Consider the following 24,317-nt stretch of genomic DNA (forward strand, 5'->3'; position numbering starts at 1 on the left):
GTGCCTAACTATATTGACCTTTGGAACCATATCAAAAATAGTTTCGAAAATGACGACTCAATGTCGAAAGCTAGTTTTGGTGCTTGGGTGGACACGGCCGAACCAATTTCATTAGATAACCACGTAATGAAAATTAAGGTTCTATCTAATTTGCACCGTGACTACTGGACGAAACATTTAATGGAAAAATTTGTCGAATACGCCTACCAGTTCACGGATCAGGACATTACGCCCGAATTCGTGACGGAAGACGAGTTTAAAGCTCAACAGGCGCAAAAGCCCCAGAGCACTGACAAATCTTCGTCCTTCTCCACCGAAGACACCCAGCTTAATAGTCGTTACACTTTCGATACCTTTGTTATCGGAAGTGGTAACCAGATGGCGCACGCAGCTGCAATGGCGGTTTCCGACGAACCCGGCGTTCTTTACAACCCGCTCTTCTTCTACGGAGGCGTGGGGCTTGGAAAAACCCATTTAATGCACGCGATTGGCCATCAGCTTTTAGAAAACGACCCTCAGACGCGGGTCAAGTACGTTACTAGTGAAGCCTTCACAAACGACTTCATTAATTCCATTCAGAAAAACACCACGGAAGAATTCCACGAAAAGTATCGCAACGTGGACCTTTTGTTAGTGGACGACGTACAGTTTTTCGCGGACAAGGAAGCTACTCAAGAAGAGTTCTTCCATACTTTTGAGGCGTTGTACAACGCGCAAAAACAAATTGTGCTAACGTCCGACCGGTTGCCTAACGAAATTCCTAAATTGCAAGAGCGGTTGGTTTCCCGGTTTAAATGGGGGTTGTCCGTTGACATTACGCCTCCGGATCTCGAAACCCGGATCGCTATTTTGCGGGAAAAGGCGCAGGCTGACAACGTGGAAATTCCAGATGAGACTCTGGACTTCATCGCTAACCGGATTGATTCCAACATTCGGGAATTGGAAGGGGCGATGGCGCGCATTCAAGCTTACGCCCAATTACAAAATGCCGCGATTACTACCGATTTGGCAGCTGACGCGCTGCGGAGCTTGAACTTTGGCAGCAACCTTAGTCACGTCACCATCCCCATCATTCAGGATAAGGTGGCTAAGTACTTCCACGTTTCGGTTGCTGATTTAAAAGGGAAGAAGCGTTTGAAATCAATCGTTATTCCCCGGCAAATCGCGATGTACCTTTCGCGAGAGCTGACCGATAACTCGTTGCCTAAGATTGGAACTGAATTTGGTGGCAAGGACCACACCACAGTCATCCATTCTTGCGACAAAATTAAAGCGGCCTTGGAAACTAACAGTGATTTAGCTCGTCAAATTGACGATTTAAAGAGCGAGTTAAAACCGTAAATTGTGGATAAGTGTGGATAACTCAAAAAGTTTTCCACAAGTACTCCACAGTAAGATTGGGATTTCTCCCGGTTCGTTTTGAGTTATCCACAGTGCTAACAGCCCTTATTACTATTACTATTTTTTTAGTATTAATTAATATATACATGCCACGTGTAAAAAGGAGTTTTAAAACATGAAATTTACCATCGCACGAAATACGTTCATTAAAAAATTAAACGCAGTTCAACGCGCAATTTCTTCAAAAACCACGATTCCAATTTTGACCGGTTTGAAAATTAAAGCCGAAGCAGACCAACTAGTGTTAACGGGTAGCAATACGGATATTTCGATTGAAACAACCATTTCCGTTAACGATCCGGATGCGGAATTAGACATCGAACAAACGGGTGACATTGTGTTAACTGCCCGGTTCTTCAGTGACATCGTTAAAAAATTACCGGACAACAAAATGTTAGTTGAGGTTTCGGACGGGTTCCAAACCACGATTACTTCAGGAGCATCCGAATTTAAAATTAACGGTTTAGATGCCAACAACTTCCCACATTTACCAGAAGTGGACAGTCAAACCACGATTACATTGCAAGCCGATGTATTTAGCGAAATGATCAATGAAACGGTTATTGCGGTTTCCAACCAAGAAAGTCGGCCAATTTTGACCGGAATTCATTTCACGATTGAAAACAATAAGCTAACCGCGGTCGCTACGGATAGTCACCGCCTTAGTCAACGGATCATCAACTTACCCGAAGCCGTAAAAATGCCGGAAGACATTATCATCCCTGGAAAGAGTTTGCTAGAACTCTCGCGGATGTTAGACGAAGAAATTGACACGATTACGTTGCAAATTTCAGAAAATCAAGCTTTGTTTACGTTTGATGAAACCTTGTTCTACACGCGTTTATTAGAAGGATTGTACCCAGATACTTCCCGATTAATTCCAAAAGAAAGTACGACGGCGATGGAATTTGAAGCACCCGAACTTTTAGCTTCAATCGAACGGGCTTCGTTGCTTTCTCATGCTGGACGCAATAACGTGGTTAAATTAACCATCAATGCGGCCGCAAAGAAAGCGATTATTACGGGGGATTCTCCCGAAGTCGGAAATGTTGAAGAAGTAGTGGTTACTAAGGATATCCAAGGTGAGGATTTGGAAATTTCATTTAACCCCGATTACTTGAAGGATGCGCTGCGCTCATTCGGACATACGGCAATTAAAATGGAATTCACTTCACCATTGCGACCATTTACGTTGGTCCCAACGGAAGATCAAGAAAACTTTATTCAATTAATTACGCCAGTACGGACTTTTTAGGGATTAAAAAAGTAACCTAACGCTCTGTATGGTAAAAAAATTAAAAAAACAGGTTCGGCAGCTAAGGCTCCGGACCTGTTTTTTTTGTGGGATAAATTCTAATTGGGGGATCAATAATTAAAAGCAACGCGGAGGATTTATTATTTTATGGTCGCTTTATTGAAACGAATCACCCAGATTAAGTTCGCGCGCTTTCCTGCAATGAAGGCGAAACGTGCGCCCAGCCCCAGTTTCTTCCGGTTAACCAAGGATTAGCCTCAACCTCCTAACCCGCGGTTAAGACTAATTCTCAGTTAATCCTTGTGCTCCGCTGCAGCATGGTCGAAACGTGCATTGAAACCCAGTCTTCTGCGGCTAACCAAGCTAAGGACTCAATCACCAAATTCGTGATTAAGCCCTTAACTCAGTTAGTCCTCAAAGCCTACCCAGGTTTCAATGCACCCTTTTATAATCCCCCTCATTTTAATTTTAAGAAAAATTACCCTTCTTAAGGCAAAAATGATTCAAAGGGGGTAAATTCGCTGAAAAGCCTTTTGAGCGCCTGATTCGATTGTTTTTTGTTCAAAATAAGGGTATAATATATAAGAAGATATGTGGGGTGATGTCATGCAAAAAGAAATTGAAATCAACACACCGTTCATTACGTTAGGCCAACTTTTAAAAGAAGAGGGCATTATCGGAACCGGTGGACAAGCAAAGTGGTATTTACGAGAACACACTGTTTTAGTTAACGAAGAACCAGACGATCGGCGGGGACGGAAACTCTACGCTAATGATGTCATCGAAGTTCCTGACGAAGGTTCCTTCAAGATTACGACGAAATCTGGGAAGTAAATGTATTTAAAAACACTTGAGTTGCATAATTTTCGGAATTATGCGGACCTTAGCGTGGAATTCGGTTCGGGGATCAACGTTTTGCTAGGCGAAAATGCCCAAGGCAAAACCAATCTTTTAGAATCGATTTATTTTTTAGCGTTAACGCGCAGTCACCGAACCAGCAACGATCGCGACTTAATTGACTGGAAAGCTAAGGAAGCCCGGGTATTGGGGACCATTCAAAAAGAACATACGCAAACCCCGGTGGAAATCGACATTTCTTCTAAGGGGAAAAATGCCAAAGTTAATCATATTGAGCAAGGCCGGTTATCACAGTATGTTGGCCAACTCAATGTGATTTTGTTTGCTCCAGAGGACCTTTCGATTGTAAAAGGTTCCCCAGCAGTTCGCCGACGGTTTATTGATATGGAATTTGGACAGATGAGTTCTAAATACCTGTACAATTCTGCGCAATACCGCTCGGTGCTCAAGCAGCGTAACCAGTATCTTAAGCAGCTGCAAATCGATCCTAAGGGAGACCAAGTTTATCTAGACGTTTTGAGTGATCAGCTAGCGGCATATGGCGCCGAAATCATTTTTCAACGAATTCAGTTTTTGAAAAAGCTGGAAGAGTGGTCGCAGGCCGTACACGAAGAAATATCGCAAGGTTTGGAAAAATTAACGTTTCAATACGTGTCTCCGATCAAAAAGGATGAGACTATGTCGACCGAAACCATCTATACAGCGCTCCAGGAGCTGTTGAAAAAGCATCGCCAACGAGAGTTACAACAGGGCAAAACTTTGGTGGGACCGCATTTAGACGACGTTAGGTTTATCGTCAACGGAAAAAATGTCTCCACCTTTGGCTCCCAAGGACAACAACGCACCACGGCACTGAGCGTGAAGCTTGCGGAGATTGACTTGATGAAAGAAGAAACTGGAGAGTATCCGGTTCTTTTACTCGACGACGTGCTTTCCGAATTAGATGATAGTCGGCAAACGCACCTGTTGACCGCGATTCAAAATAAGGTCCAGACCTTTATCACGACCACTAGTTTAAGTGGCGTGGCGCAACAATTAATCAACGAACCCCACGTCTTTAACATTGACCACGGAGTTTTAACGCAAAACGAGGAGGAATAGCTTTTGGCAGACGAAAAAGAGACGAAAGCAGAATTAGCCAAAGAATACGATGCGAGTCAAATTCAGGTCTTAGAGGGCCTGGAAGCAGTTCGTAAACGACCAGGGATGTACATTGGTTCAACCAGTTCCCAAGGTCTTCATCACTTGGTTTGGGAAATTATCGATAACGGGATTGATGAAGCCTTAGCCGGATTTGCAAATAAGATCGACGTGGTCGTGGAAAAAGATAACAGCATTACCGTTAGTGATAACGGACGGGGGATTCCAGTAGACATTCAAAAGAAGACCGGAAAACCCGCGCTGGAAACTGTTTATACTGTTTTACATGCCGGTGGTAAATTCGGCGGCGGCGGTTACAAGGTTTCCGGAGGACTCCACGGGGTGGGGGCTTCGGTTGTTAACGCTTTGTCAACCGAATTAGACGCACGGGTTATGCGCGATGGTAAGATTTACTATATTGACTTTGAACAAGGAAAAGTAAAAACCCCAATGAAGGTTCTCGGGCCTGCCAAGAATCCTGACGATCACGGAACCATCGTGCACTTTGTTCCGGATCCAGACATTTTCCAAGAAACTACGGTCTTTGATATCAACATCCTCCGGACCCGGATTCGCGAGTTAGCCTTCTTGAACAAGGGCTTGCGGATTACCCTCCGGGATATGCGACCAGAAAAGCCTACCGAAGACGACTTCTTGTACGAAGGCGGAATTCGGCATTATGTAGAATACTTGAACAAAGGCAAAGAAGTGATCTTCCCTGAACCAATTTACGTGGAAGGCATCACTAAGGGAATCACGGTTGAAGTTGCGATGCAATACATTGAAGGTTACCAAAGCAAGTTGTTGACCTTCACTAACAACATTCACACCTACGAAGGTGGAACCCACGAAGAAGGGTTTAAACGGGCGTTAACGCGGGTAATTAATGATTACGCGAAAAATAACGGAATTTTGAAAGAAAACGACGACAAACTTTCTGGGGATGATGTGCGCGAAGGTTTAACGGCAGTAGTTAGCGTTAAGCATCCGGATCCCCAATTTGAAGGGCAAACCAAGACCAAATTAGGGAACTCCGATGCTCGGACCGCGGTTAATGAAGTGTTTGCGGAAACTTTCAGCAAGTTCTTATTGGAAAATCCAAAAGTTGCTCGGCAGATTGTGGATAAGGGTACGCTAGCTGCTAAGGCACGGATTGCTGCTAAGCGTGCGCGGGAAGTTACGCGGAAGAAGAGCGGGTTGGAATTAAACAACCTGCCTGGTAAATTAGCCGACAATACCTCTAAGGATCCTGAAATTAGTGAATTGTTTATCGTCGAAGGGGACTCGGCCGGTGGTAGCGCGAAAGCCGGTCGTTCACGCCTCACGCAAGCAATTTTACCGATTCGCGGGAAGATTTTGAACGTTGAAAAAGCAACGTTGGACCGGGTGTTGGCTAACGAAGAAATTCGGTCGCTATTTACCGCTTTGGGAACTGGCTTTGGGGAAGATTTTGACGTAACCAAGGCTAACTACCATAAGTTAATCATCATGACCGATGCCGATGTCGACGGAGCCCACATTCGGACCTTGCTCTTAACGTTGTTCTACCGCTACATGCGGCCAATGATCGATGCAGGCTACGTTTACATCGCTCAGCCGCCTCTGTACCAAGTTCGGCAAGGTAAGATGATCAAGTACATCGATTCCGACGAAGAATTAGAAGCAGTGCTCGGTCAGCTTTCACCATCGCCAAAACCAGTTATCCAACGGTACAAGGGGCTTGGTGAAATGGATGCTGAACAACTCTGGGAAACGACCATGAATCCTGAAAACCGGCGCTTATTGCGGGTTTCAGCTGATGATTTGGACGCTGCTAACGGGGACTTTGAAATGCTGATGGGTGACAAAGTAGAACCCCGGCGCAAATTCATTGAAGACAACGCGGTCTTCGTTGAAAACTTGGATATTTAAACTTAAATAATTTAAAACAGCCCAGAAAATTAAGGGGGAAAATGAATTGCCAGAAGATATGTCAGGACGCATTACGGACGTTAACTTAAGCAACCAAATGCGCACATCATTCTTGGACTATGCCATGAGTGTTATCGTTGCGCGGGCCTTACCTGACGTGCGTGATGGTTTGAAACCCGTTCATCGCCGGATTTTATACGGGATGAACGAGTTGGGGGTTACCCCCGAAAAACCATATAAGAAATCGGCCAGAATCGTTGGGGACGTAATGGGAAAGTACCATCCCCACGGTGATTCAGCGATTTACGAATCAATGGTTCGGATGGCACAAGACTTTAGTTACCGCTACATGTTGGTTGATGGGCACGGTAACTTTGGTTCGGTCGACGGCGACGGTGCCGCAGCGATGCGGTATACCGAAGCTCGGATGAGTAAGATTACTTTGGAAATGTTGCGGGATATCAACAAGAATACCGTTGATTTCCAAGAAAACTACGATGGTACCGAACGCGAACCGTCCGTTTTACCGTCCCGTTTCCCAAACCTCTTGGTTAACGGAGCGACCGGGATCGCGGTGGGGATGACCACTAACATTCCGCCGCACAACCTTTCTGAGGTAATCGCTGCGATTCATATTTTGATGAACAACGAAGATGCTACGACGGCCGATCTTATGGAAGCTTTACCGGGACCTGATTTCCCAACTGGCGGAATTGTCATGGGTAAATCCGGAATTCGCAAAGCTTACGAAACTGGTCGCGGAACGATCATTTTGCGAGCAAAAGTGGACATTGAAACTGAAAAGAATGGTCGCGAACGGATTGTAGCTACGGAATTGCCATACATGGTCAATAAGGCGAAGTTGATTGAACGAATCGCTGAGTTAGCTCGTGATAAGCGGATCGAAGGAATTACGGACGTTAACGACGAGTCTGACCGGGATGGTTTGCGGGTGGTTATCGACGTCCGGCGTGACGTCAGCGCTTCAGTAGTGTTGAACAACCTTTACAAGATGACCTTGATGCAAACGACCTTCGGATTCAACATGTTAGCCATCGTTAACGGTGCGCCAAAGGTATTGAGCCTCAAGCAAATCTTGCAATACTACTTGCAACACCAAGAAGAAGTGGTTCGTCGGCGGACTGAATTCGACTTGAAGAAGGCCGAAGCGCGGGCACACATTTTAGAAGGTTTACGAATTGCGTTGGATCACATCGACGAAATTATCGCCATTATCCGCGGATCCCAAACGGCTGAAGTGGCTAAAGACCAGTTGATGAACAACTACTCACTTTCCAGTAAACAAGCACAAGCCATCCTGGACATGCGGTTGGTGCGCTTGACCGGATTGGAACGGGAAAAGGTTGAAGACGAGTATCGGAAAGTTATGGCAGCCATTGCCGACTATCGTGATATCTTGGCTCATACCGAACGGATCCATGAAATCATCTATAACGAATTGCTTGAAATTCAAGAAAAATTCGGGGATGAACGGCGTACGGAACTGATGGTCGGTGAAGTCCTCAGCCTTGAAGACGAAGACTTGATCGAAGAAGAAGACGTCATGGTTACTTTGACCCATAACGGCTACATCAAGCGGATGCCAACTTCCGAATTTAAGACCCAAAATCGAGGAGGTCGGGGAATTCAAGGAATGGGCGTTCACGAAGACGACTTCATCGAACACCTGGTTTCTACCTCGACTCACGACGTGTTACTCTTCTTTACGAATGCCGGAAAAGTTTACCGGATGAAGGGTTACGAAATTCCTGAATACAGCCGTACCGCAAAGGGAATTCCGGTAATTAACTTGTTGGGAATCGACAGTGGTGAAAGCATCCAAGCAGTAATCAACATCGGTCGTGGTAACGGGGATGAAGATAACGAACATCGTTACCTCTTCTTCACCACTTTACAAGGGGTGGCAAAACGGACGCCGGTTGCGGAATTTATGAACATCCGCAGCAACGGACTTAAAGCCATTAACCTCAAGGACGGCGACGAAGTAATTAACGTGGTAATTACTGACGGACACCAAAATATCATTATCGGTACCCACAACGGTTACGCAATTAGCTTTAAGGAAGGCGAAGTGCGTTCAATGGGTCGCTCGGCAACTGGGGTTCGCGGAATTCGGTTGCGGGAGAATGATTACGTAGTTGGTTCTGCGGTGCTTGCTCCCGAAAGCAAGGTAATGGTCATTACTGAAAAGGGTTATGGTAAGCAAACGCCTGCCGAAGAATACCCAATTAAAGGCCGTGGCGGTAAGGGAATCAAGACTGCCAACATCACCGAAAAGAACGGTCCGTTGGCTGGCTTAGTCACCGTAGAAGGTAACGAAGACGTTATGTTAATTACCGACCGCGGAGTGATGATCCGGTTTAACGTGGATAATGTTTCGACAACCGGTCGATCCACCCTTGGAGTGCACGTGATTAAGACGGATGAAAATTCTAAGGTAGCTACGATGGCGATTGTTGAAGAGGAAAAGGACGACGAATCCGAAGACTCTGCTGACACTAGCACCGCTACCAATGAGGCTCCATCGGTTTCCACAGAAACTCAATCTGAAGAATAAAAAATAAAAGCCTGATTTTCGAAGTACTTTATAAGTGTATATCGTTAATCAGGCTTTTTGTTATTGCGTCTAACTACGTTGAATGTTATAATCTTTATTTGTGAGTTGCCAGCGTTTTTTGGCAGACTCTCCTTGCTTTCTACAGTTGATAGAAGGCCATAAGTCCAAGAGGAGGTGTATATCAAATGGAAAAAAATTACGAAATCACATACATCATTGCTCCAAACCTTGACGATGCAGCTAAGACAGCTTTAGTTGAACGTTTCGACAAGATTTTGACTGACAATGGTGCTGAAATCGTTGATTCAAAAGACTGGTCAAAACGTCGTTTCGCATACGAAATTGGTGGTTTTAACGAAGGTATCTACCACGTAGTTAACATCAAAGCTAGCGATGACAAGGCATTGAACGAATTCGACCGTCTTTCAAAGATTGCTGACGGAATTCTTCGTCACATGATCGTTGTACGTTAATAATAATCGTTAAAAATTAAGGAAGGAGTGGATATTATGATTAATCGTGCCGTACTAGTTGGACGTTTAACAAGAGATCCTGAACTACGATATACAAGTAGTGGCGCTGCCGTAGTTAGTTTTACCGTGGCGGTTAACCGTCAGTTTACTAACTCACAGGGTGAACGCGAAGCGGATTTCATCAACTGTGTAATGTGGCGGAAAGCGGCGGAAAACTTCGCCAACTTCACGCGCAAGGGCTCTCTAGTAGGTATCGACGGTCGGATCCAAACCCGTTCGTACGAAAACCAACAAGGACAACGAGTATACGTTACCGAAGTTGTTGCGGATAACTTCTCACTTCTTGAATCCCGTTCGGCTTCCGAACGCCGTCAAGAAAATGAAGGCTTCAACAACGGTCAATCTGCCCCTTCACAATCATCTGCTGGAAATCCTTTTGACAGTGGTCAAGCGAATAACAATGGTGCTGCATCGCAGCCTAACAATTCGAACCCGAACGATCCGTTTGCAAATGGCGGACAGTCAATTGATATTTCTGACGATGATTTACCGTTCTAAAATCAAATTATAGAGGAGGGCAATCACTAATGGCATATCAAAAACGTGGCGGCCGTCGTCGTCGTAAAGTCGACTACATTGCTGCAAACCACATTGAATACATCGATTACAAAGATACTGAATTGTTAAAACGATTCATCTCAGAACGCGGTAAGATTTTACCTCGTCGGGTTAGTGGAACAAGTGCTAAGAACCAACGCCGTTTGACAATCGCAATCAAGCGCGCACGGATCATGGGCTTGCTACCATTCGTTGCTGAAGACTAAGCTTCGGTAAAGTAATCAAAGTAAGCGAACATAGAGACTAGAAAAACGAATTAGTTTTTCTGGTCTCTTTTTCTTGTGGCTGAGCTAAGCGCAAACCGCTAAATATAGGGGATTTTTTGACGACGAACTTTCCAATCTAAACGGCTGTTTTATGTCAAGCCAAGTATGGTAAAATCAAAGATAGTTAGACACATTTTTTTAGGAGAAGTGTTATGAAATTAGTCGATCGTCTACCAGCGTTTATCCGTAATCCGCGAGTAGGAATCGTTGCTGTGGTAATTACGGTGCTTTCGTTGATTGGACTGGGATTAGCGTTTTATATTAATCCGGTTATTGGCGTGATAATGTTGGGCTTGGTTATCGTGACGGGGGTTTTCAGCGTACGGACGTTGAATTTAATTAGTGACGAAACCAGTAAATACATTGCAGAGCTATCTTTTCGGGTTGATCAAGCTGAAGAAGATGCAATGCTATCCATGCCGATCGGAATTTTAATCTATAGTGATCAAAAACGGGTCGAGTGGGTCAATCCCAAGTTGCAACATTACTTTGGTGACCAAAAGGTACTTGGGCATTTGCTGACCGAAGTTGACGAAGACTTGGCGGAAGTCATTGACCGGCATCAAGACCAAGAAGGGCTTAACCGGGTCGAATGGAAGGACCGGACTTTTGACGTACTGGTGCAAAAAGATGAGCGGGTGGCGTACTTTGTGGACGTTACCAACTACGCACAAATGGAAAGTCGTTTTGAAAATCGCCAGGTGGTAATTGGGCAAATTTTCATCGATAATTATGATGAAATTACCCAAGCCATGACGGATTCGGACGTTTCCAACTTGAATAACTTCGTCACCAACCAGATATCTAGTTGGGCGCAGTCGTTTGGAATTTACCTGCGGCGCGTGGATGACGACCACTTTTTTGTAATTATGTATAACGAAACCTTACAAAAGGTTGAAGAAGATAGTTTCAAACTGTTGGATACGATCCGAGAAGCCACTTCGAAGCAAAATTCACCGGTTACCTTGAGTATCGGGATTGCTTACGGGGATGACAACCTTAATAAACTGGCTGACGTGTCACAAAGCAATCTGGACCTTGCTTTAGGGCGGGGCGGTGACCAAGTAGTGGTCAAGGCTGAAGATGAACCTGCGCGTTTCTACGGGGGAAAGACGAACCCGATGGAAAAACGAACCCGGGTACGGGCGCGGATGATTGGACAAGCCATCCAAGAATTAATGAATCAAGCCGACCAAGTCTTTGTTATGGGACATACTCGAACTGACCTTGATTCGTTAGGTTCGGCGCTGGGAATTCGGCGGATTGCCCAGATGAACAAAAAGGAAGCTTGGATTGTTCTTGATCAAGAAGGCGTCCATTCCGATGTGAAACGGTTGATCGATAAGTTAGACGAACACGAAGACATTCGGGATTCAATTATTGACGCCGACCAAGCTTTGGAATTGGCTAATAGTCAGAGTTTACTGGTGATGGTCGACCATTCGAAACCATCGATGACTACTTCAAAGGAGCTATTCGAGAAGTTAAGCGACCGGACGATTATCATCGACCACCACCGTCGCGGTACCGAATTTCCGGAAAATCCCGTGCTGGTGTACATTGAACCTTACGCATCTTCAACGGGTGAGTTGATTACGGAAATGTTCGAATATCAATCACATGATGGCGATCCGATCCAGCCTATCGAAGCTACCGCAATTTTGGCCGGAATCGAAGTGGATACGAAGTCGTTTACCGAACGGACCGGAACCCGGACGTTTGACGCGGCAAGTTACCTACGTTCGGTAGGGGCCGATGAAGACTTGATTCGGTACTTGCTGAAGGAAAACGTGGAAAGCTATATGCAACGCAACCACCTGATCGACACGGTCCAATTTGTCGACGTGAAGTACGCGATTTGTGTTGGGGAAGAGGATCGGGAATACGATCCAGTTATTGCAGCCCAAGCGGCTGATTCCCTCCTAAACATTTCGGGCGTGGAGGCTTCATTTGTCATTACCCGACGATCTGATGATGTCGTGGGAATTTCAGCGCGCAGTGCCGGTACGGAAAACGTCCAAATTATCATGGAAGAACTGGGCGGCGGCGGTCATTTAGCGATGGCAGCGACCCAAATGAAGGACGTTACGGTAGCCGACGCGAAGGATCAACTAATTGCACTTTTGCAAAAAGATGAAGAAGAGGAGTGATTCTGATGAAAGTTATTTTTATGGAAGACGTAAAGGGTAAGGGTAAACGCGGAGAGGTTAAAAACGTTCCCGACGGATACGCGCAAAACTTCTTAATCAAAAATGGTAAAGCGAAGGCGGCGACTAAAGCGGCCATGAGCGAATTAAAGGGACAAAAAAAGGCTGAAGAAAAGCATGAAGCCGAAGTGTTAGCAGAAGCCCAAAAGTTAAAACAAGTTTTGGAAGCTGACGCAACGGTCGTGGAAATCAAGGCCAAGGCGGGTAAGGACGGCCGGTTATTCGGTTCGATTCCTAGCAAACAAATTGCCACGGCATTGGAACAACAGTTTGATATTAAGATTGATAAACGGAAAATTGAGTTGAACGAGCCAATTCGGAGCATGGGTTACACTAACGTTCCCGTTAAGCTTCACCAACAAGTTACGGCTAAAATTCGGGTACACGTTTCTGAAAAATAGGTCGCCGAAAATAGCTTTCAACTCTAGATTTTGAGCATGGGAGAGTATCATGGATAACGGGATTTTAGAAAATCAAACGCCCCCTCAAAATATTGAGGCCGAAAAGGCGGTTTTGGGAGCTGTTTTTTTAAATTCAGATGCGTTGATTGACGCAATGGAATTCGTCACGGCGGACGACTTCTACAAACACGCCCATCAAGTCATTTTTAAGACGATGGTCGAGCTAAACGATGCTGACGAAGCAATTGATGCGTTAACGGTCAATAATGCCTTAGAAGAGCGCCACCAGCTTGAAGATGCGGGCGGCATTACGTACATTGCCGAACTAGCAGGTTCCGTGCCCACGGCCGCTAACGTAGGCTACTACGCGAAAATTGTGCAAGAAAAGGCACTGTTGCGAAAATTGATTAAAACGGCGACCTCGATTGCCACCATGGGCTACACCCAGGAAAATGACGTTTCGGAAATTCTTGATGAAGCCGAGCGCGAAATCATGGACGTGGCTGAAAACCGCAACCAGACTGGGTTTAAGCCCATTACGGACGTGTTGACTTCCTCAATGGAGGAAATTGATCGCCTATACCAAAATGATGATGAAATTACAGGATTGCCGACGGGCTTTAAGGAATTGGATAAAATTACGACGGGCTTGCACGCGGACGAATTAATTATTTTAGCTGCGCGTCCGGCGGTTGGTAAAACGGCCTTTGCGTTAAATATCGCGCAAAACGTGGGAACCAAAACGGATAAAGCTGTCGCAATTTTTAGTCTGGAAATGGGCGCGGAACAACTGGTCAACCGGATGTTGTGTGCCGAAGGAAGTATTGATGCAAATCATTTGAGAACCGGTCAGTTAAATGAAGAAGAGTGGCAGAATTTAGTGGTGGCAATGGGTTCGTTAGCAAAGACCAACATTTATATTGACGATACTCCCGGCATTAAGATGTCGGAAATTCGGGCGAAATGTCGGCGCTTGGCTAAGGAACAAGGAAACTTAGGGTTAGTAGTGGTTGATTACCTCCAGCTAATCGAAGGTTCCGGTGAAAACCGGCAACAAGAAGTTTCTGCAATTTCCCGTCAGCTAAAGAAACTTGCTAAGGAGTTGGGAATTCCAGTTATTGCGCTTTCACAGCTTTCTCGGGGAGTTGAACAACGCCAAGATAAACGGCCCGTCATGTCGGATATTCGTGAATCGGGATCGATTGAACAAGATGCCGATATTGTTGCCTTCCTATACCGGGAGGACTACTACGAACGAGACGACGGGACTAATCAGCAGGATCAGGACCAAGACCCCCGCGACGAAGAAGACCAAAACGTGGGTCCGGTGGAAGTCATTATTGAAAAAAACCGGAGTGGTGCCCGAGGGACGGTCAACCTGCTGTTTATTAAGTCATACAATAAATTTTCTTCATTAGCATACATGCCCGAAGCCGGAGCGCACTAGGGCGATTAGGAGGAGACTTCTTTTCAAAGACTGGTTTCAGACCATTTCGCCTGAGTCAGTCTTTTACTTTATAAAAAAATTGGGAGGGAATTATGCGCGAATTAAAGTTAAAGTGGTTATTGTTAGGGGTTTTGATTGATAGTATTGCGATGAGCTCGGTGTGGCCCCTAACGACAATTTATATGAATCAAGAGCTTGGCCATTCCTTGGTGGCAGCCGGAGTAGTTTTGTTTTTGAATTCAGTAGCGAGTATTTTAGGATCATTTGTTGCCGGGAAACTGTACGACAAATACGATAGCTATTATTTAATTCTGGGTGGGATCGTGTTCACCTGGATTTCATTTTTCACGCTAATTTTCTTCAATGGTTGGCCCACATACCCAATTTTCCTCGTGTTAATCGGGTTTGGGACCGGTTGGATCGTTGCTTTGAATAATTCCATGGGAACCTCAATCAAGAGCAAGGACGGACGCTACGTCTTTAACATGCTATACTTCGTACAAAATTTGGGAGTAATGCTGGGAACGGCGATCGTGGGAATTCTCTTCAAACACAGCGTTGCGCCGCTTTTCACGATTGCGACGGTCATGTTTACCGTATTCTTCGTGGTGGCCTTCTTCACTTATCGAATCCCAAAGGAAGACCAATCGGTACAATCAGTGCAACAGACTCAAGACATTCAATCCAAAATGCCTAAGGTTAACTTTACGATTATTATGTCGTTTTTCGTTAGTTTGGTAATTATGTGGATCTTTTACCAACAATGGAACAGTACCGTTTCAATTTACATGTTGAAACTGCACATTCCGCTTCGTTTATACAGTTTCCTTTGGACGGTTAACGGATTATTTATTTTGATTGTGCAAGGCCTCTTAAGTTCACGAGGCGGCCGTTTGTTAAAGGACCCGTATCACCAGGTTTATCTCGGAATCGCGTTCTTTATGGCCTCTTTTGGAATTTTGGCCGTGGCACACCAGTACTACCACTTTGTAATTGCGATGATTGTTTTGACCGTGGGTGAAGCAATCGCCTTCCCATCGATTCCAGCGATTGTTAATAGCCTTTCGCCATATGACCAAAAGGGTAAATACCAAGGTTTGGCGAGTGCCTTTCCGTCAGCTGGTCGGGCAATGGGACCGTTAGTCGGTAGTATGATTATTGAGTCGACTTCCTTCGTTTTCTTGTATAGTCTCGGGTTATTTACCATTTTAGTAGTGTTGGTAGTAATCGCGTTGATTATTGAAAGTACGAAGCGGAAGGCGACCTTGTACGATAATAATCAGGAATAAGCCGAAATTTGGGCTGGCAGAAACCAGTTGGTAGTACTCACTTCCACGATGCAGGGCGGAAGTGTTCGCAATAATTAGCTGCATAATAAAAATGGTAGTTTTCAGATAATTAATGCTGAAAGCTACCATTTTTTGTTATAAGGCTACGGAAGTAATAAATAAATTGACCAGATTAGGTATATGACTATTAGAACTGCGTTGATCCCCACGGGAAAGTGGGTGAGATGGACTCAATAAAAAACGCCCTGCAACGGGCGCCTTACTTAAATCATATTATAAAAAGAACATTGCCAGCACCATTGTAATTAGCGCGGGTGCTCCCTGGATCCACAGAATCCGTTTAGCTACCGTGAGGGCGCCATAAGCAGCAATGATGAAAATGCCGGCTAGCAAGCCAATTGCCATTCCGCGAAGCAGGGTCCCTCCGGGGATGAAGATGATTAAGAATAAGGACAAGGCGACAAAGCCGTTGTAAAGTCCCTGATTGGCAAGCGCCGTCCGTAAATGAGGCCGTTCGACTTCGGCAAGCGGTAAGTTAAAACTCTTCGCAATTAGCCGGTCGCTGCCTAAAAGTTCCAGTCCCATGATGCCAACGTGTTCTAATCCGATTAAAATAATTAGTACAATGGTAAATGTATGCAAAATATTCAACTCCTTGGAACTATCTTATAACGAATGGCCGCAAACGCCAAATATTTATCGCAAATGAAGTTAAATTTAAGTTATTGAAGCTAAAATTGAAGTTAAATCCTAATTATTAAGCTAGAATTGAAGTTCATTTTAAAAAATGAAGTACAAAATTACCCGCTTAATTGCGGTTTCGGGCATTTGGCGCTGGTGCAAAACGTGATTACCATATAAAATGGTAACTTAATAAGAAGGAAAACGAGGAAGCTATTTTGATCATTCTGGGAGTTTTGCTGATTGCGTGGTTAGGGGCGTTAGTTCGGACGGTGTTTGGCTTTGGGGAAGCCCTAGTATCAATGCCCTTATTGGCGTTACTGGGATACGATTTGAAAACGAGTACGGCGTTGATTGGCGCGGTAGGGTTATTGGTGGCGCTACCGGCAACGATTCGGGAGTGGCACCGGATTGATTTCCGGGCCGTTCGCCGGTTAGTGACCGGCTCTTTAATCGGGGTACCCCTGGGAATTCTCCTTGTAAAAACGTTACCGGCAAGCGTGGTGCTACATGGCTTAGGACTATTTTTGATTGTTTATGGCGGCTACAGTTTGTGGCGGAGTCATTCAGGGCGCGTAGGGAAACCGCATTTGGTAGCAAAAGGCTACGATTATTTGGCAGGAATGGTTTCGGGAGCGCTGGGGAGCGCCTATAACAGTCACGGGGTGCCGGTGGCGGTCTATGGAATGTTGAAGCAATGGCCGGCTGCCCATCTCCGAGCAATTCTCCAAGCACATTTCCTTTGCGTGGGTGTTTTAGTGGTGATTAGTCACGTTGCGGCTGGATTTTGGTCGCTTGAAGCGGTAAAAGTGCTCCTAATGGTAATCCCCGGGTTAGTTTTAACAGTTCCCTTAGGCAACTGGATTGTTGATCGAATGGCACCAGCCCGAGCGATTAAGTTTGTTTACGGGGCTTTAATTATTTTCGGGCTATTACTCATGTTGAAATAATTTTTACCGTTACAAATATTTCTAAATAATTGGTTAATATGTTTTATTTTTTACAGTATGTTACAAAATGGGCTAATTGCTTGAAAAAATTTAACGGGCTTGTTACCATAAGCGTATATTCAATGGAAGGGATGTTGATGGGATTGAAGATTACAGACTAATTTTCGAAGATTAAGAAATGACGATTTCTTTGTTTTTCGGAGTAGTCTGCGGTTTTTGATCCAGTCAGGGTGCCTATCCAAAATAAGTTATATTGGTATTTTGCACTTTTGTACTGCGCTAGGAACTGCACACCTAGTGCTTTTTTTGTGTCTTAAATCGTCGACTCCCGAAAAAAATGGGAGGCGAGCTAATTGGGAATTATTCAAATTAAAAATTTAAGTTATAGTTATGATCAACAAGTATCCCCGCTGTTTGAGAAGGTCAATTTAGAAATTGACGCCCGTTGGAAATTGGGCTTAATTGGCCGAAACGGCCGGGGAAAAACGACCTTATTAAAAATTCTACGGGGACAGGTGCCTTATCAAGGGCAGGTAAACACCGATTTGCAGTTCAATTATTTTCCAGCAAAGGTCCCCAATCCTCAAGCGCCTTTGGAAAAGGTGTTGATGGAAATCACGCAACGGGATTATTCTAATTTTTGGGAAGTCGAACGGGAAATGGAGCGGATCGGCTTGCCCAACAAGCTTCTTGCGCGACCGTATGACGAACTGAGCCCCGGACAACGTACCAAAGCGCAATTAGCGGCGATGTTCGCGAATGCGGGGGCTTTCCAACTAATTGATGAGCCGACCAACCACTTGGACGATGAAGGCCGGCAACGGTTGGCGGATTATTTAAAGCGAAAACAGGGTTTTATCGTGGTTAGCCACGACCGCGATTTTTTAAATCAGGTAATCGACCACGTCATCGCAATTGACCGGGCTCAAATTACGAACTTGCATGGCAATTACACGACTTGGGCAACCGAACGCCAACGCGAAGACGAGCGGGAGCGGCGAACCAAGGAAACCTTGCAGAAGGAAGTTAAGCAATTATCCAAGGCCGCCCACCAGAAACAAAATTGGTCAATGGCGACCGAACGGGAAAAGGCGGGCGCGCCCGATAAGGGTTTTGTCGGGCATAAAGCTGCCAAAATTATGAAGCGGGCAACCGCGATGCAAGCCCGCGCGGAAGCAAAAGTAGCGGATAAACAACGATTATTGAAAAATATCGAGATTGAAACTGAACTTCAATTGAACTACAATCCTCCCCGACTTCCGGTAAATGCGCCCCTTTTAACGGTTGACCAACTGGTGGTAAGTCGAGGAAAGGGACCGTTAAACCAACCCATCAGTTTCACCCTCAAGGCTGGCGAACGGATCGTGCTCCAGGGACCCAACGGGGTGGGAAAATCGACCTTAATTACTGCAATTTTAGGAAATCCGGAGCTTCGAACGGCCGGATCCGTTAATTTACGAAATGGGCTGAAGGTTTCCTACCTTCCCCAGGCATTTGATGCACTAAGCGGAGATTTAGCAAGCTTCGCGCAAGCAAAGGGCGTAGAGCTGCAGGACTTGTTAGCCACCCTGCGAAAATTAGGGTTTGAACGGGAAATGTTCACCCAACGAATTGAACAGATGAGCATGGGGCAAAAACGAAAAGTGGCTTTGGCCCGCGCGCTTTGTGAACCCGCCCACCTCTATATTTGGGACGAACCCTTGAACTACTTAGACGTAATTACCAGGGAACAAATCCAACAGTTAATTCTACGAGTGCGGCCGCCCATGCTGCTTATTGATCACGACCAGGAATTTGTTCGGCAAGTAAATACTAAACTTTTGGAAGTTAAAACGAGGTTTTAAAATTGACACCGTGTCAGAATGTGGTATTCTAACCATATTGACACGGTGTCATTTTTGATTAAGGAGGTGGCAAGGTTGCCCTCAGAGACGCTGGTGAAGTTAAAGCCAACTAAAAAAGCGGCGATTGAAACAGCCCTTTTGACGGAATTTTCGCGTTACCCAGTTGCCGAGGCGCAGGTCGCCCGGATTGTTAAGGATGCGGGCATTTCGCGGGGAGCTTTTTACAATTACTTTGCTGACTTAATTGACGCTTACCGTTACATTTACCAAGTAGCCATGCGCGACATTCACCAATCTTTGCACGTCCCGGCCGCCCGAGGCCCCGCTTTAGTGACCACGGTCCGTGATTTTGTGGAGAATGCGCATTCTAGTAAATACTACGAGTTATTACAAATGCATTTTCGTCACAACGAAGCGTACGTGGCCCATTGGATTGCCCCGGTCCACCCCGGCGGTGAACGGCAATGGGCCCAACAAACCTTGGTACACGACACGTTGCGCGGAGCAATTGTGGAACCGGAGACTGCGGAAGCTCGTTTAGCACAATTAACTAAGATCCTAAAAATTCTGGAGGAATAGATATGTTTTTAGCTTTGAAGGAGATTAAACGCGAAAAGTTGCGATATTCGCTAATTATCGGCATGATTGTCTTGATTAGCTACCTAATCTTTATTTTGACTAGTTTAGCCCTGGGGTTAGCCCACCAAAATACCGACGCCATCAACTCTTGGAAGATTAATTCGGTAGTTTTGAATCAGGACGCAAACGTTAACCTTAGCCAATCCTTAATTACGGATCAGCAGGTCAAGGACCAAAAACTGACCAAAAATGACGCCCTGATCGGCCAAATTTCGGTAGTGGCTAAGGAAGGCAAGCACGAAAAAATTTCGTCTTCCTTCGTGGGGATTCAAAATGACCAATTTATTGCCAAACAATTGAAATTAACCAGTGGCCACAAAATTAAACACGACCATGAAGTGGTGGTTGACGATAAGTTTGAGCAAAGCGGTTATAAAATCGGCGACAAATTGAAGTTAAACGACGCGGACCAAACCTTTAAAATTGTCGGGTTCACCCATAACGCGAAGTTAAACATTGCGCCGGTAATTTATGGAACGTTGGATGACTGGCGGGATTTAAAACGGGCAATGCCCCAAACCAAGGCCAGCGCAATTGTTTCAAAGACAAACGATTTAAAGGTGAAAAAGCCCCTAAAGACTTACACTAAAAAAGCCTTTATCCAAAAACTGCCGGGATATTCCGCACAAAACATGACCTTTGCTTTGATGATCGGCTTCTTGATGGCAATATCATTAATTGTGATCGCAATCTTCTTGTACATTTTGACGATCCAGAAGCTGCCTAACTATGCGGTACTTCGCGCTCAAGGAATTCCGAGTCGGGTAATTGCGTGGAGCACAATCGCGCAATCATTGGTACTGGTAGTTAGCGGAATTATTATCGGTACGTTGTTGACGATTGCTACGGCGGCCGTATTACCACCGGCGGTTCCAATGGCCTTTGACGTGCCAATGTTATCCGCAGTGGGCGTTGGATTAGTAATTACGGCGCTCTTAGGTGCGTTAGTCCCAATTCGAAGTGTCATCAAACTAGACCCGGTAAGTGTGATTGGAGGATAAAACCATGGCAGCAATTGAAATGAACGGCATTAACCAGATTTACGGGAAGGGGATTGCCGAAGTGCACGTGCTTCACGACATTGATTTCAAGGCGGAAGCGGGAACCCTAAGCTTAATTATTGGGCCAAGTGGTTCCGGAAAGAGTACTTTCTTGACGATTGCCGGCGGTTTGCGGACCCCGACGAGCGGTAAGGTCAAGGTCAACGGTCATGACTATCAGGATAGTTCCCGGAAGGCGTTGGAAAAATTACGGCTCAATGAAATTGGGTTTGTGTTGCAAAACTATCATTTGTTACCCTTCCTGACCGTTAAGGACCAATTCAAGTTAGTTGATAAGGTCAAAAAGGACCATAATTTATCGCAAGCAGAATTAAACGACTTGCTCACCCAACTGGGGGTCGAAGATTTGGTAGATAAATATCCTACCGAACTCTCGGGCGGACAACAACAACGGGTGGCAATTGCCCGGGCCTTGTATCCGGATCCGTCGATTATTCTAGCGGATGAACCAACGGCAGCTTTAGATAGTTCGCGGGTAAAGGAAGTCGGCAAGATGTTTGCTCGACTAGCGCACGAACATAATAAGGCGGTCGTGATCGTTACCCACGACATGCGCTTAAAGGACTACGCGGATCAAATGTTTAAGATTAACGACGGAGTTTTGAGCGCGGAAACCCTCTAATAGATTTGTTGGTACGAAGAAAAACTCATTAATTCCCAAAAGGAGAGTGGGACAAAAGTTGGGTAGTTTACGAGCATTAACTGAAAATTGACCATGATGCCTGAATTTGGCATGATGGTCAATTTTTAGTTAAGCGGAACAAACTGACTTTTGTCACACGTTTTGGCTCTATTGAAGTCAAAACACCAAAACAACTTTTTCACCTTTGAAAAGTATTTTTTAGTTTTTTCCTGGCCTTTTTTCGCTGAACTTCACTTTAACTTCAATGAAGTTTAACGTAAAATGAATTGAAGTTAAATAAACCGCGGTATCGGGGCGTGCAACAGGGTTGTTGCTTGGCAAAACTGCGGAATATGGCAGAATGAAGCCAGAAGGAGTTGATCAAATGTCAATCGGACCGGCATTACAAAAGGTACGACAAGATCGTCACTTAACCCAAGCGGAGGTGGCGAGTCAGCTGTACGTGACGCGGCAAACCATTTCGCGTTGGGAGCAGGGGAAGACGATTCCTAACATCTATGCGTTAAAGGACTTAGCGGAACTTTATGGCGTGTCGATTGACGAATTGACCAATACATCCCTTCTTAATCCAGTTCAGGAAGAAGGAGATCCAATGAAGCAGGTTAATTGGATGGCATTATTCGGTATCTTGTGGTTTAACGTTTTGTTCACGGCGGGAGCGGTCGTCGCGGTCATCGGCACTTTAGTAGGGTTATGGGTTACTATGGTAGCCTTTATTGGGGCACCACTGTTACTATTTGTGGAATGGCTAGCGGTAATGGCGTACCACCTTCCGTGGCCCGAAAGTTTGACGTGGTATGAAGTGCCGTTATCGTTAATTTTTTGCGGAATCGGCATTTCAATGTGGCCGATGGCAAAGAACACGACATTTTACTTGACCAACTTTTTTAAAAAATACGTGCGGTACAATCTCAAAGCAATTTACCGCTAGGCAACTTAGATCGGCAATGGCACATTTCAGGAGTGCAATTTGATGGACTTTGAAATGTAGCTAAGCCGGTCTTTTTATTTGCCACGATAACCCCACCAGCAGGTTCCAACCTATCATAATAGGTATATACCAGTCTAAAAAATAACTTTTTTAACGCACGTTTGCGGTAAAACTAAGCAAAAATATCTAATTATTTATTTGTAAGGGTTTACATTTATCAAAAACATTTCTATACTTAGTCTGTTGGTTGAGTTGAATTTTTGGGTAGGTTACCGTAGTTAGGAGGAACCGTAGATGAATAATTTTATGAACTGGGTGCAGTCCAGTTTGATGCCCCCGCTAGCAAAGGCGGGAAATAATAAATACTTAGTTTCAATCCGGAACGGTCTGTATTGACCTTACCGGCCGTAATTAGTGGATCGATTTTCTTGATTATCGCGAACATCCCGATTCCCGCATGGACGAACTTTATGAAGCCGTACATGGGAGCAATGGGGGTCGCGGTTAACGGCTCGTTTGGGATTATTTCCCTGTTAGCTACGATCGGAATTGGGTATGAGTTGGCAAAGGCGCTCGACTTAGATGCAATCAACGGCGCGGGGTTGTCGACCATGGCGTTCATCGTCACTTCGTTTAACAGCAAACTGACGCTGGATACTGATAATTTTGCTTCTTCTGGTTTGTTTACTGCAATCGTATGTTCATTTATTTCAGTTTCAATTTTACGTTTATTCGTGAAGAAGGATTGGATTATCAAGTTGCCTAAGGGCGTTCCTACGGCGGTTAGTCAGTCGTTTGCTTCCTTAACTCCCGCATTTTTGATTTTGCTATTTTTCTGGGGGTTGCGGGTCCCGCTTCATTTTGATATTAATCACTTTATTCAAAGTATTTTCCACCCGTTGCTGTTTGCGATGAACAGTTTGCCGGGAATCATGTTCTACACCCTGTTGGTTAGCATTTTATGGGTTGCCGGAATACACGGGGACATGACGCTTCAAGGAATTTCGGACCCAATTTTCTTACAATTTTTGGCTGCTAACGGGGTTGCGTACGCGCACCACCAAACTATCCCATACATAACCTCTCTCGGATTTTCGAGTCTGTTCGTTAACGTTGGAGGAACCGGAGCAACGATCATGTTAGTTTTCTGGATGCTGTCCTCCAAGAGTAAGGCCTACCGGGAGTTAGGGAAGGTAGCCTTCCCAAGTGCCTTATTTGAAATTAATGAGCCGGTAATCTTTGGTTTTCCGGTGGTAATGAATCCAATCACCTTAATTCCGTTTATCGTGATTCCACAAGTGTTGACGATCACGACGTACTTGTTAATGGCTGTGCACCTAATTCGGCCGGCCGTAATGATGGTGCCGTGGACGATGCCGCCGATTATTGGTCCGCTGATGGCCACCGGTTGGGATTGGCGTGCTGGAGTATGGTCGGCAATTGAACTAGTGATTGCGGGCGTACTCTACTACCCATTCTTCAAAGTTGCTGAAAAACAAATGGTGCAACAAGAACTTAAAGAGGGATAATAATGGTTAAGATGTTAATTAAATATGGGGCGGCGGGCGCGTTCCTAATTATGGCGAGCGCGATCATTTTAACAAAGCTGCCCTTAAGTAGTTGGACCGTCGACCGGGCCATGTTGGCGATTAGTTTGCTGATTTTTCTGGGACTCGGCGTTGCGCTGAAAAAACACGCTTAAGCTAAAGTAGAGGGATTTGAAA

General features: G+C 45.1%; 22 protein-coding genes. 21 read left to right on the plus strand and 1 reads right to left on the minus strand.

Going from position 1 to position 24,317, the window contains the following annotated elements:
- The 13 genes from dnaA to NL111_RS00065 all read left to right on the plus strand — a co-directional run bounded on the left by dnaA (position 1) and on the right by NL111_RS00065 (position 15,844).
- The gene (dnaA, locus tag NL111_RS00005) at positions 1–1,341 is read left to right on the plus strand and encodes a chromosomal replication initiator protein DnaA (RefSeq protein ID WP_002829324.1); all 1,341 of its coding nucleotides are present in this window, start codon (positions 1–3) and stop codon (positions 1,339–1,341) included.
- Positions 1,342–1,516: 175 nt separating this feature from the next.
- A complete protein-coding gene (gene dnaN / locus NL111_RS00010; protein ID WP_002829323.1) occupies positions 1,517–2,656 on the plus strand; it encodes a DNA polymerase III subunit beta in 1,140 nt (379 codons plus the stop codon).
- Between the two features lie 606 nt (positions 2,657–3,262).
- Positions 3,263–3,490, plus strand: a complete 228-nt coding sequence (yaaA, locus tag NL111_RS00015; RefSeq protein WP_002829322.1) for a S4 domain-containing protein YaaA — start codon at positions 3,263–3,265, stop codon at positions 3,488–3,490.
- Entirely contained in the window at positions 3,491–4,615 is a 1,125-nt protein-coding gene (recF, locus tag NL111_RS00020; protein ID WP_285110264.1) for a DNA replication/repair protein RecF, read from the plus strand.
- Positions 4,616–4,618: 3 nt separating this feature from the next.
- Entirely contained in the window at positions 4,619–6,565 is a 1,947-nt protein-coding gene (gene gyrB / locus NL111_RS00025; protein ID WP_285110265.1) for a DNA topoisomerase (ATP-hydrolyzing) subunit B, read from the plus strand.
- A 58-nt stretch (positions 6,566–6,623) separates the two neighbouring features.
- Positions 6,624–9,143 carry a DNA gyrase subunit A gene (gyrA, locus tag NL111_RS00030; protein WP_128211352.1) on the plus strand — a complete coding sequence of 840 codons (2,520 nt, stop codon included), beginning with the start codon at positions 6,624–6,626 and terminating at the stop codon, positions 9,141–9,143.
- A 185-nt stretch (positions 9,144–9,328) separates the two neighbouring features.
- Positions 9,329–9,616, plus strand: a complete 288-nt coding sequence (gene rpsF, locus NL111_RS00035) for a 30S ribosomal protein S6 (protein WP_002829317.1) — start codon at positions 9,329–9,331, stop codon at positions 9,614–9,616.
- A 36-nt stretch (positions 9,617–9,652) separates the two neighbouring features.
- Positions 9,653–10,174 (plus strand): single-stranded DNA-binding protein, encoded by a 522-nt coding sequence (gene ssb / locus NL111_RS00040; RefSeq protein ID WP_002829316.1) that lies wholly within the window; start codon positions 9,653–9,655, stop codon positions 10,172–10,174.
- A 29-nt stretch (positions 10,175–10,203) separates the two neighbouring features.
- Positions 10,204–10,440 carry a 30S ribosomal protein S18 gene (rpsR, locus tag NL111_RS00045; protein ID WP_002829315.1) on the plus strand — a complete coding sequence of 79 codons (237 nt, stop codon included), beginning with the start codon at positions 10,204–10,206 and terminating at the stop codon, positions 10,438–10,440.
- Positions 10,441–10,652: 212 nt separating this feature from the next.
- Complete coding sequence (locus tag NL111_RS00050; protein WP_159217873.1) at positions 10,653–12,650, plus strand: DHH family phosphoesterase; 1,998 nt, start codon at positions 10,653–10,655, stop codon at positions 12,648–12,650.
- Between the two features lie 5 nt (positions 12,651–12,655).
- Positions 12,656–13,108: a 50S ribosomal protein L9 gene (gene rplI / locus NL111_RS00055; RefSeq protein WP_002830768.1), complete on the plus strand. Its 453-nt coding sequence runs from the start codon at positions 12,656–12,658 to the stop codon at positions 13,106–13,108.
- 49 nt (positions 13,109–13,157) lie between these two features.
- Complete coding sequence (gene dnaB / locus NL111_RS00060; protein WP_285110266.1) at positions 13,158–14,555, plus strand: replicative DNA helicase; 1,398 nt, start codon at positions 13,158–13,160, stop codon at positions 14,553–14,555.
- Positions 14,556–14,647: 92 nt separating this feature from the next.
- A complete protein-coding gene (locus NL111_RS00065) occupies positions 14,648–15,844 on the plus strand; it encodes an MDR family MFS transporter (RefSeq protein WP_002829311.1) in 1,197 nt (398 codons plus the stop codon).
- A gap of 273 nt (positions 15,845–16,117) precedes the next feature.
- Here NL111_RS00065 and NL111_RS00070 read toward each other — a convergent pair whose 3' ends face one another.
- On the minus strand, positions 16,118–16,486 hold the full coding sequence (locus NL111_RS00070) for a DUF1304 domain-containing protein (protein ID WP_002829310.1): 369 nt from the start codon (positions 16,484–16,486) through the stop codon (positions 16,118–16,120).
- A gap of 257 nt (positions 16,487–16,743) precedes the next feature.
- Between NL111_RS00070 and NL111_RS00075 the strand changes: the two genes are divergently transcribed.
- From NL111_RS00075 to NL111_RS00110, 8 genes are all read left to right on the plus strand, one after another.
- A complete protein-coding gene (locus NL111_RS00075) occupies positions 16,744–17,475 on the plus strand; it encodes a sulfite exporter TauE/SafE family protein (protein ID WP_002830769.1) in 732 nt (243 codons plus the stop codon).
- Between the two features lie 353 nt (positions 17,476–17,828).
- Positions 17,829–19,319 carry a ribosomal protection-like ABC-F family protein gene (gene abc-f / locus NL111_RS00080; protein WP_285110267.1) on the plus strand — a complete coding sequence of 497 codons (1,491 nt, stop codon included), beginning with the start codon at positions 17,829–17,831 and terminating at the stop codon, positions 19,317–19,319.
- A 66-nt stretch (positions 19,320–19,385) separates the two neighbouring features.
- A complete protein-coding gene (locus NL111_RS00085) occupies positions 19,386–19,898 on the plus strand; it encodes a TetR/AcrR family transcriptional regulator (protein ID WP_231097321.1) in 513 nt (170 codons plus the stop codon).
- A 2-nt stretch (positions 19,899–19,900) separates the two neighbouring features.
- Complete coding sequence (locus tag NL111_RS00090) at positions 19,901–20,959, plus strand: ABC transporter permease (RefSeq protein WP_002829306.1); 1,059 nt, start codon at positions 19,901–19,903, stop codon at positions 20,957–20,959.
- A 4-nt stretch (positions 20,960–20,963) separates the two neighbouring features.
- A complete protein-coding gene (locus NL111_RS00095; RefSeq protein ID WP_002829305.1) occupies positions 20,964–21,641 on the plus strand; it encodes an ABC transporter ATP-binding protein in 678 nt (225 codons plus the stop codon).
- A gap of 361 nt (positions 21,642–22,002) precedes the next feature.
- Positions 22,003–22,593, plus strand: a complete 591-nt coding sequence (locus NL111_RS00100) for a helix-turn-helix domain-containing protein (RefSeq protein WP_285110268.1) — start codon at positions 22,003–22,005, stop codon at positions 22,591–22,593.
- A gap of 392 nt (positions 22,594–22,985) precedes the next feature.
- On the plus strand, positions 22,986–24,122 hold the full coding sequence (locus tag NL111_RS00105; protein ID WP_285110269.1) for a PTS sugar transporter subunit IIC: 1,137 nt from the start codon (positions 22,986–22,988) through the stop codon (positions 24,120–24,122).
- 2 nt (positions 24,123–24,124) lie between these two features.
- Positions 24,125–24,295: a hypothetical protein gene (locus NL111_RS00110; RefSeq protein WP_004166428.1), complete on the plus strand. Its 171-nt coding sequence runs from the start codon at positions 24,125–24,127 to the stop codon at positions 24,293–24,295.
- Positions 24,296–24,317: the final 22 nt, after the last annotated feature.

This window comes from Pediococcus sp. AC40, from assembly GCF_030252485.1.
Classification (GTDB): Bacteria; Bacillota; Bacilli; order Lactobacillales; family Lactobacillaceae; genus Pediococcus; species Pediococcus acidilactici.

Coding starts and splice junctions, on each gene's coding strand:
- dnaN (WP_002829323.1), top strand. CDS start 1,517: ATGAAATTTACCATCGCACGAAATACGTTCATTAAAAAATTAAACGCA.
- yaaA (WP_002829322.1), top strand. CDS start 3,263: ATGCAAAAAGAAATTGAAATCAACACACCGTTCATTACGTTAGGCCAA.
- recF (WP_285110264.1), top strand. CDS start 3,491: ATGTATTTAAAAACACTTGAGTTGCATAATTTTCGGAATTATGCGGAC.
- gyrA (WP_128211352.1), top strand. CDS start 6,624: ATGTCAGGACGCATTACGGACGTTAACTTAAGCAACCAAATGCGCACA.
- rpsF (WP_002829317.1), top strand. CDS start 9,329: ATGGAAAAAAATTACGAAATCACATACATCATTGCTCCAAACCTTGAC.
- ssb (WP_002829316.1), top strand. CDS start 9,653: ATGATTAATCGTGCCGTACTAGTTGGACGTTTAACAAGAGATCCTGAA.
- rpsR (WP_002829315.1), top strand. CDS start 10,204: ATGGCATATCAAAAACGTGGCGGCCGTCGTCGTCGTAAAGTCGACTAC.
- NL111_RS00050 (WP_159217873.1), top strand. CDS start 10,653: ATGAAATTAGTCGATCGTCTACCAGCGTTTATCCGTAATCCGCGAGTA.
- rplI (WP_002830768.1), top strand. CDS start 12,656: ATGAAAGTTATTTTTATGGAAGACGTAAAGGGTAAGGGTAAACGCGGA.
- dnaB (WP_285110266.1), top strand. CDS start 13,158: ATGGATAACGGGATTTTAGAAAATCAAACGCCCCCTCAAAATATTGAG.
- NL111_RS00065 (WP_002829311.1), top strand. CDS start 14,648: ATGCGCGAATTAAAGTTAAAGTGGTTATTGTTAGGGGTTTTGATTGAT.
- NL111_RS00090 (WP_002829306.1), top strand. CDS start 19,901: ATGTTTTTAGCTTTGAAGGAGATTAAACGCGAAAAGTTGCGATATTCG.
- NL111_RS00095 (WP_002829305.1), top strand. CDS start 20,964: ATGGCAGCAATTGAAATGAACGGCATTAACCAGATTTACGGGAAGGGG.
- NL111_RS00100 (WP_285110268.1), top strand. CDS start 22,003: ATGAAGCCAGAAGGAGTTGATCAAATGTCAATCGGACCGGCATTACAA.
- NL111_RS00110 (WP_004166428.1), top strand. CDS start 24,125: ATGGTTAAGATGTTAATTAAATATGGGGCGGCGGGCGCGTTCCTAATT.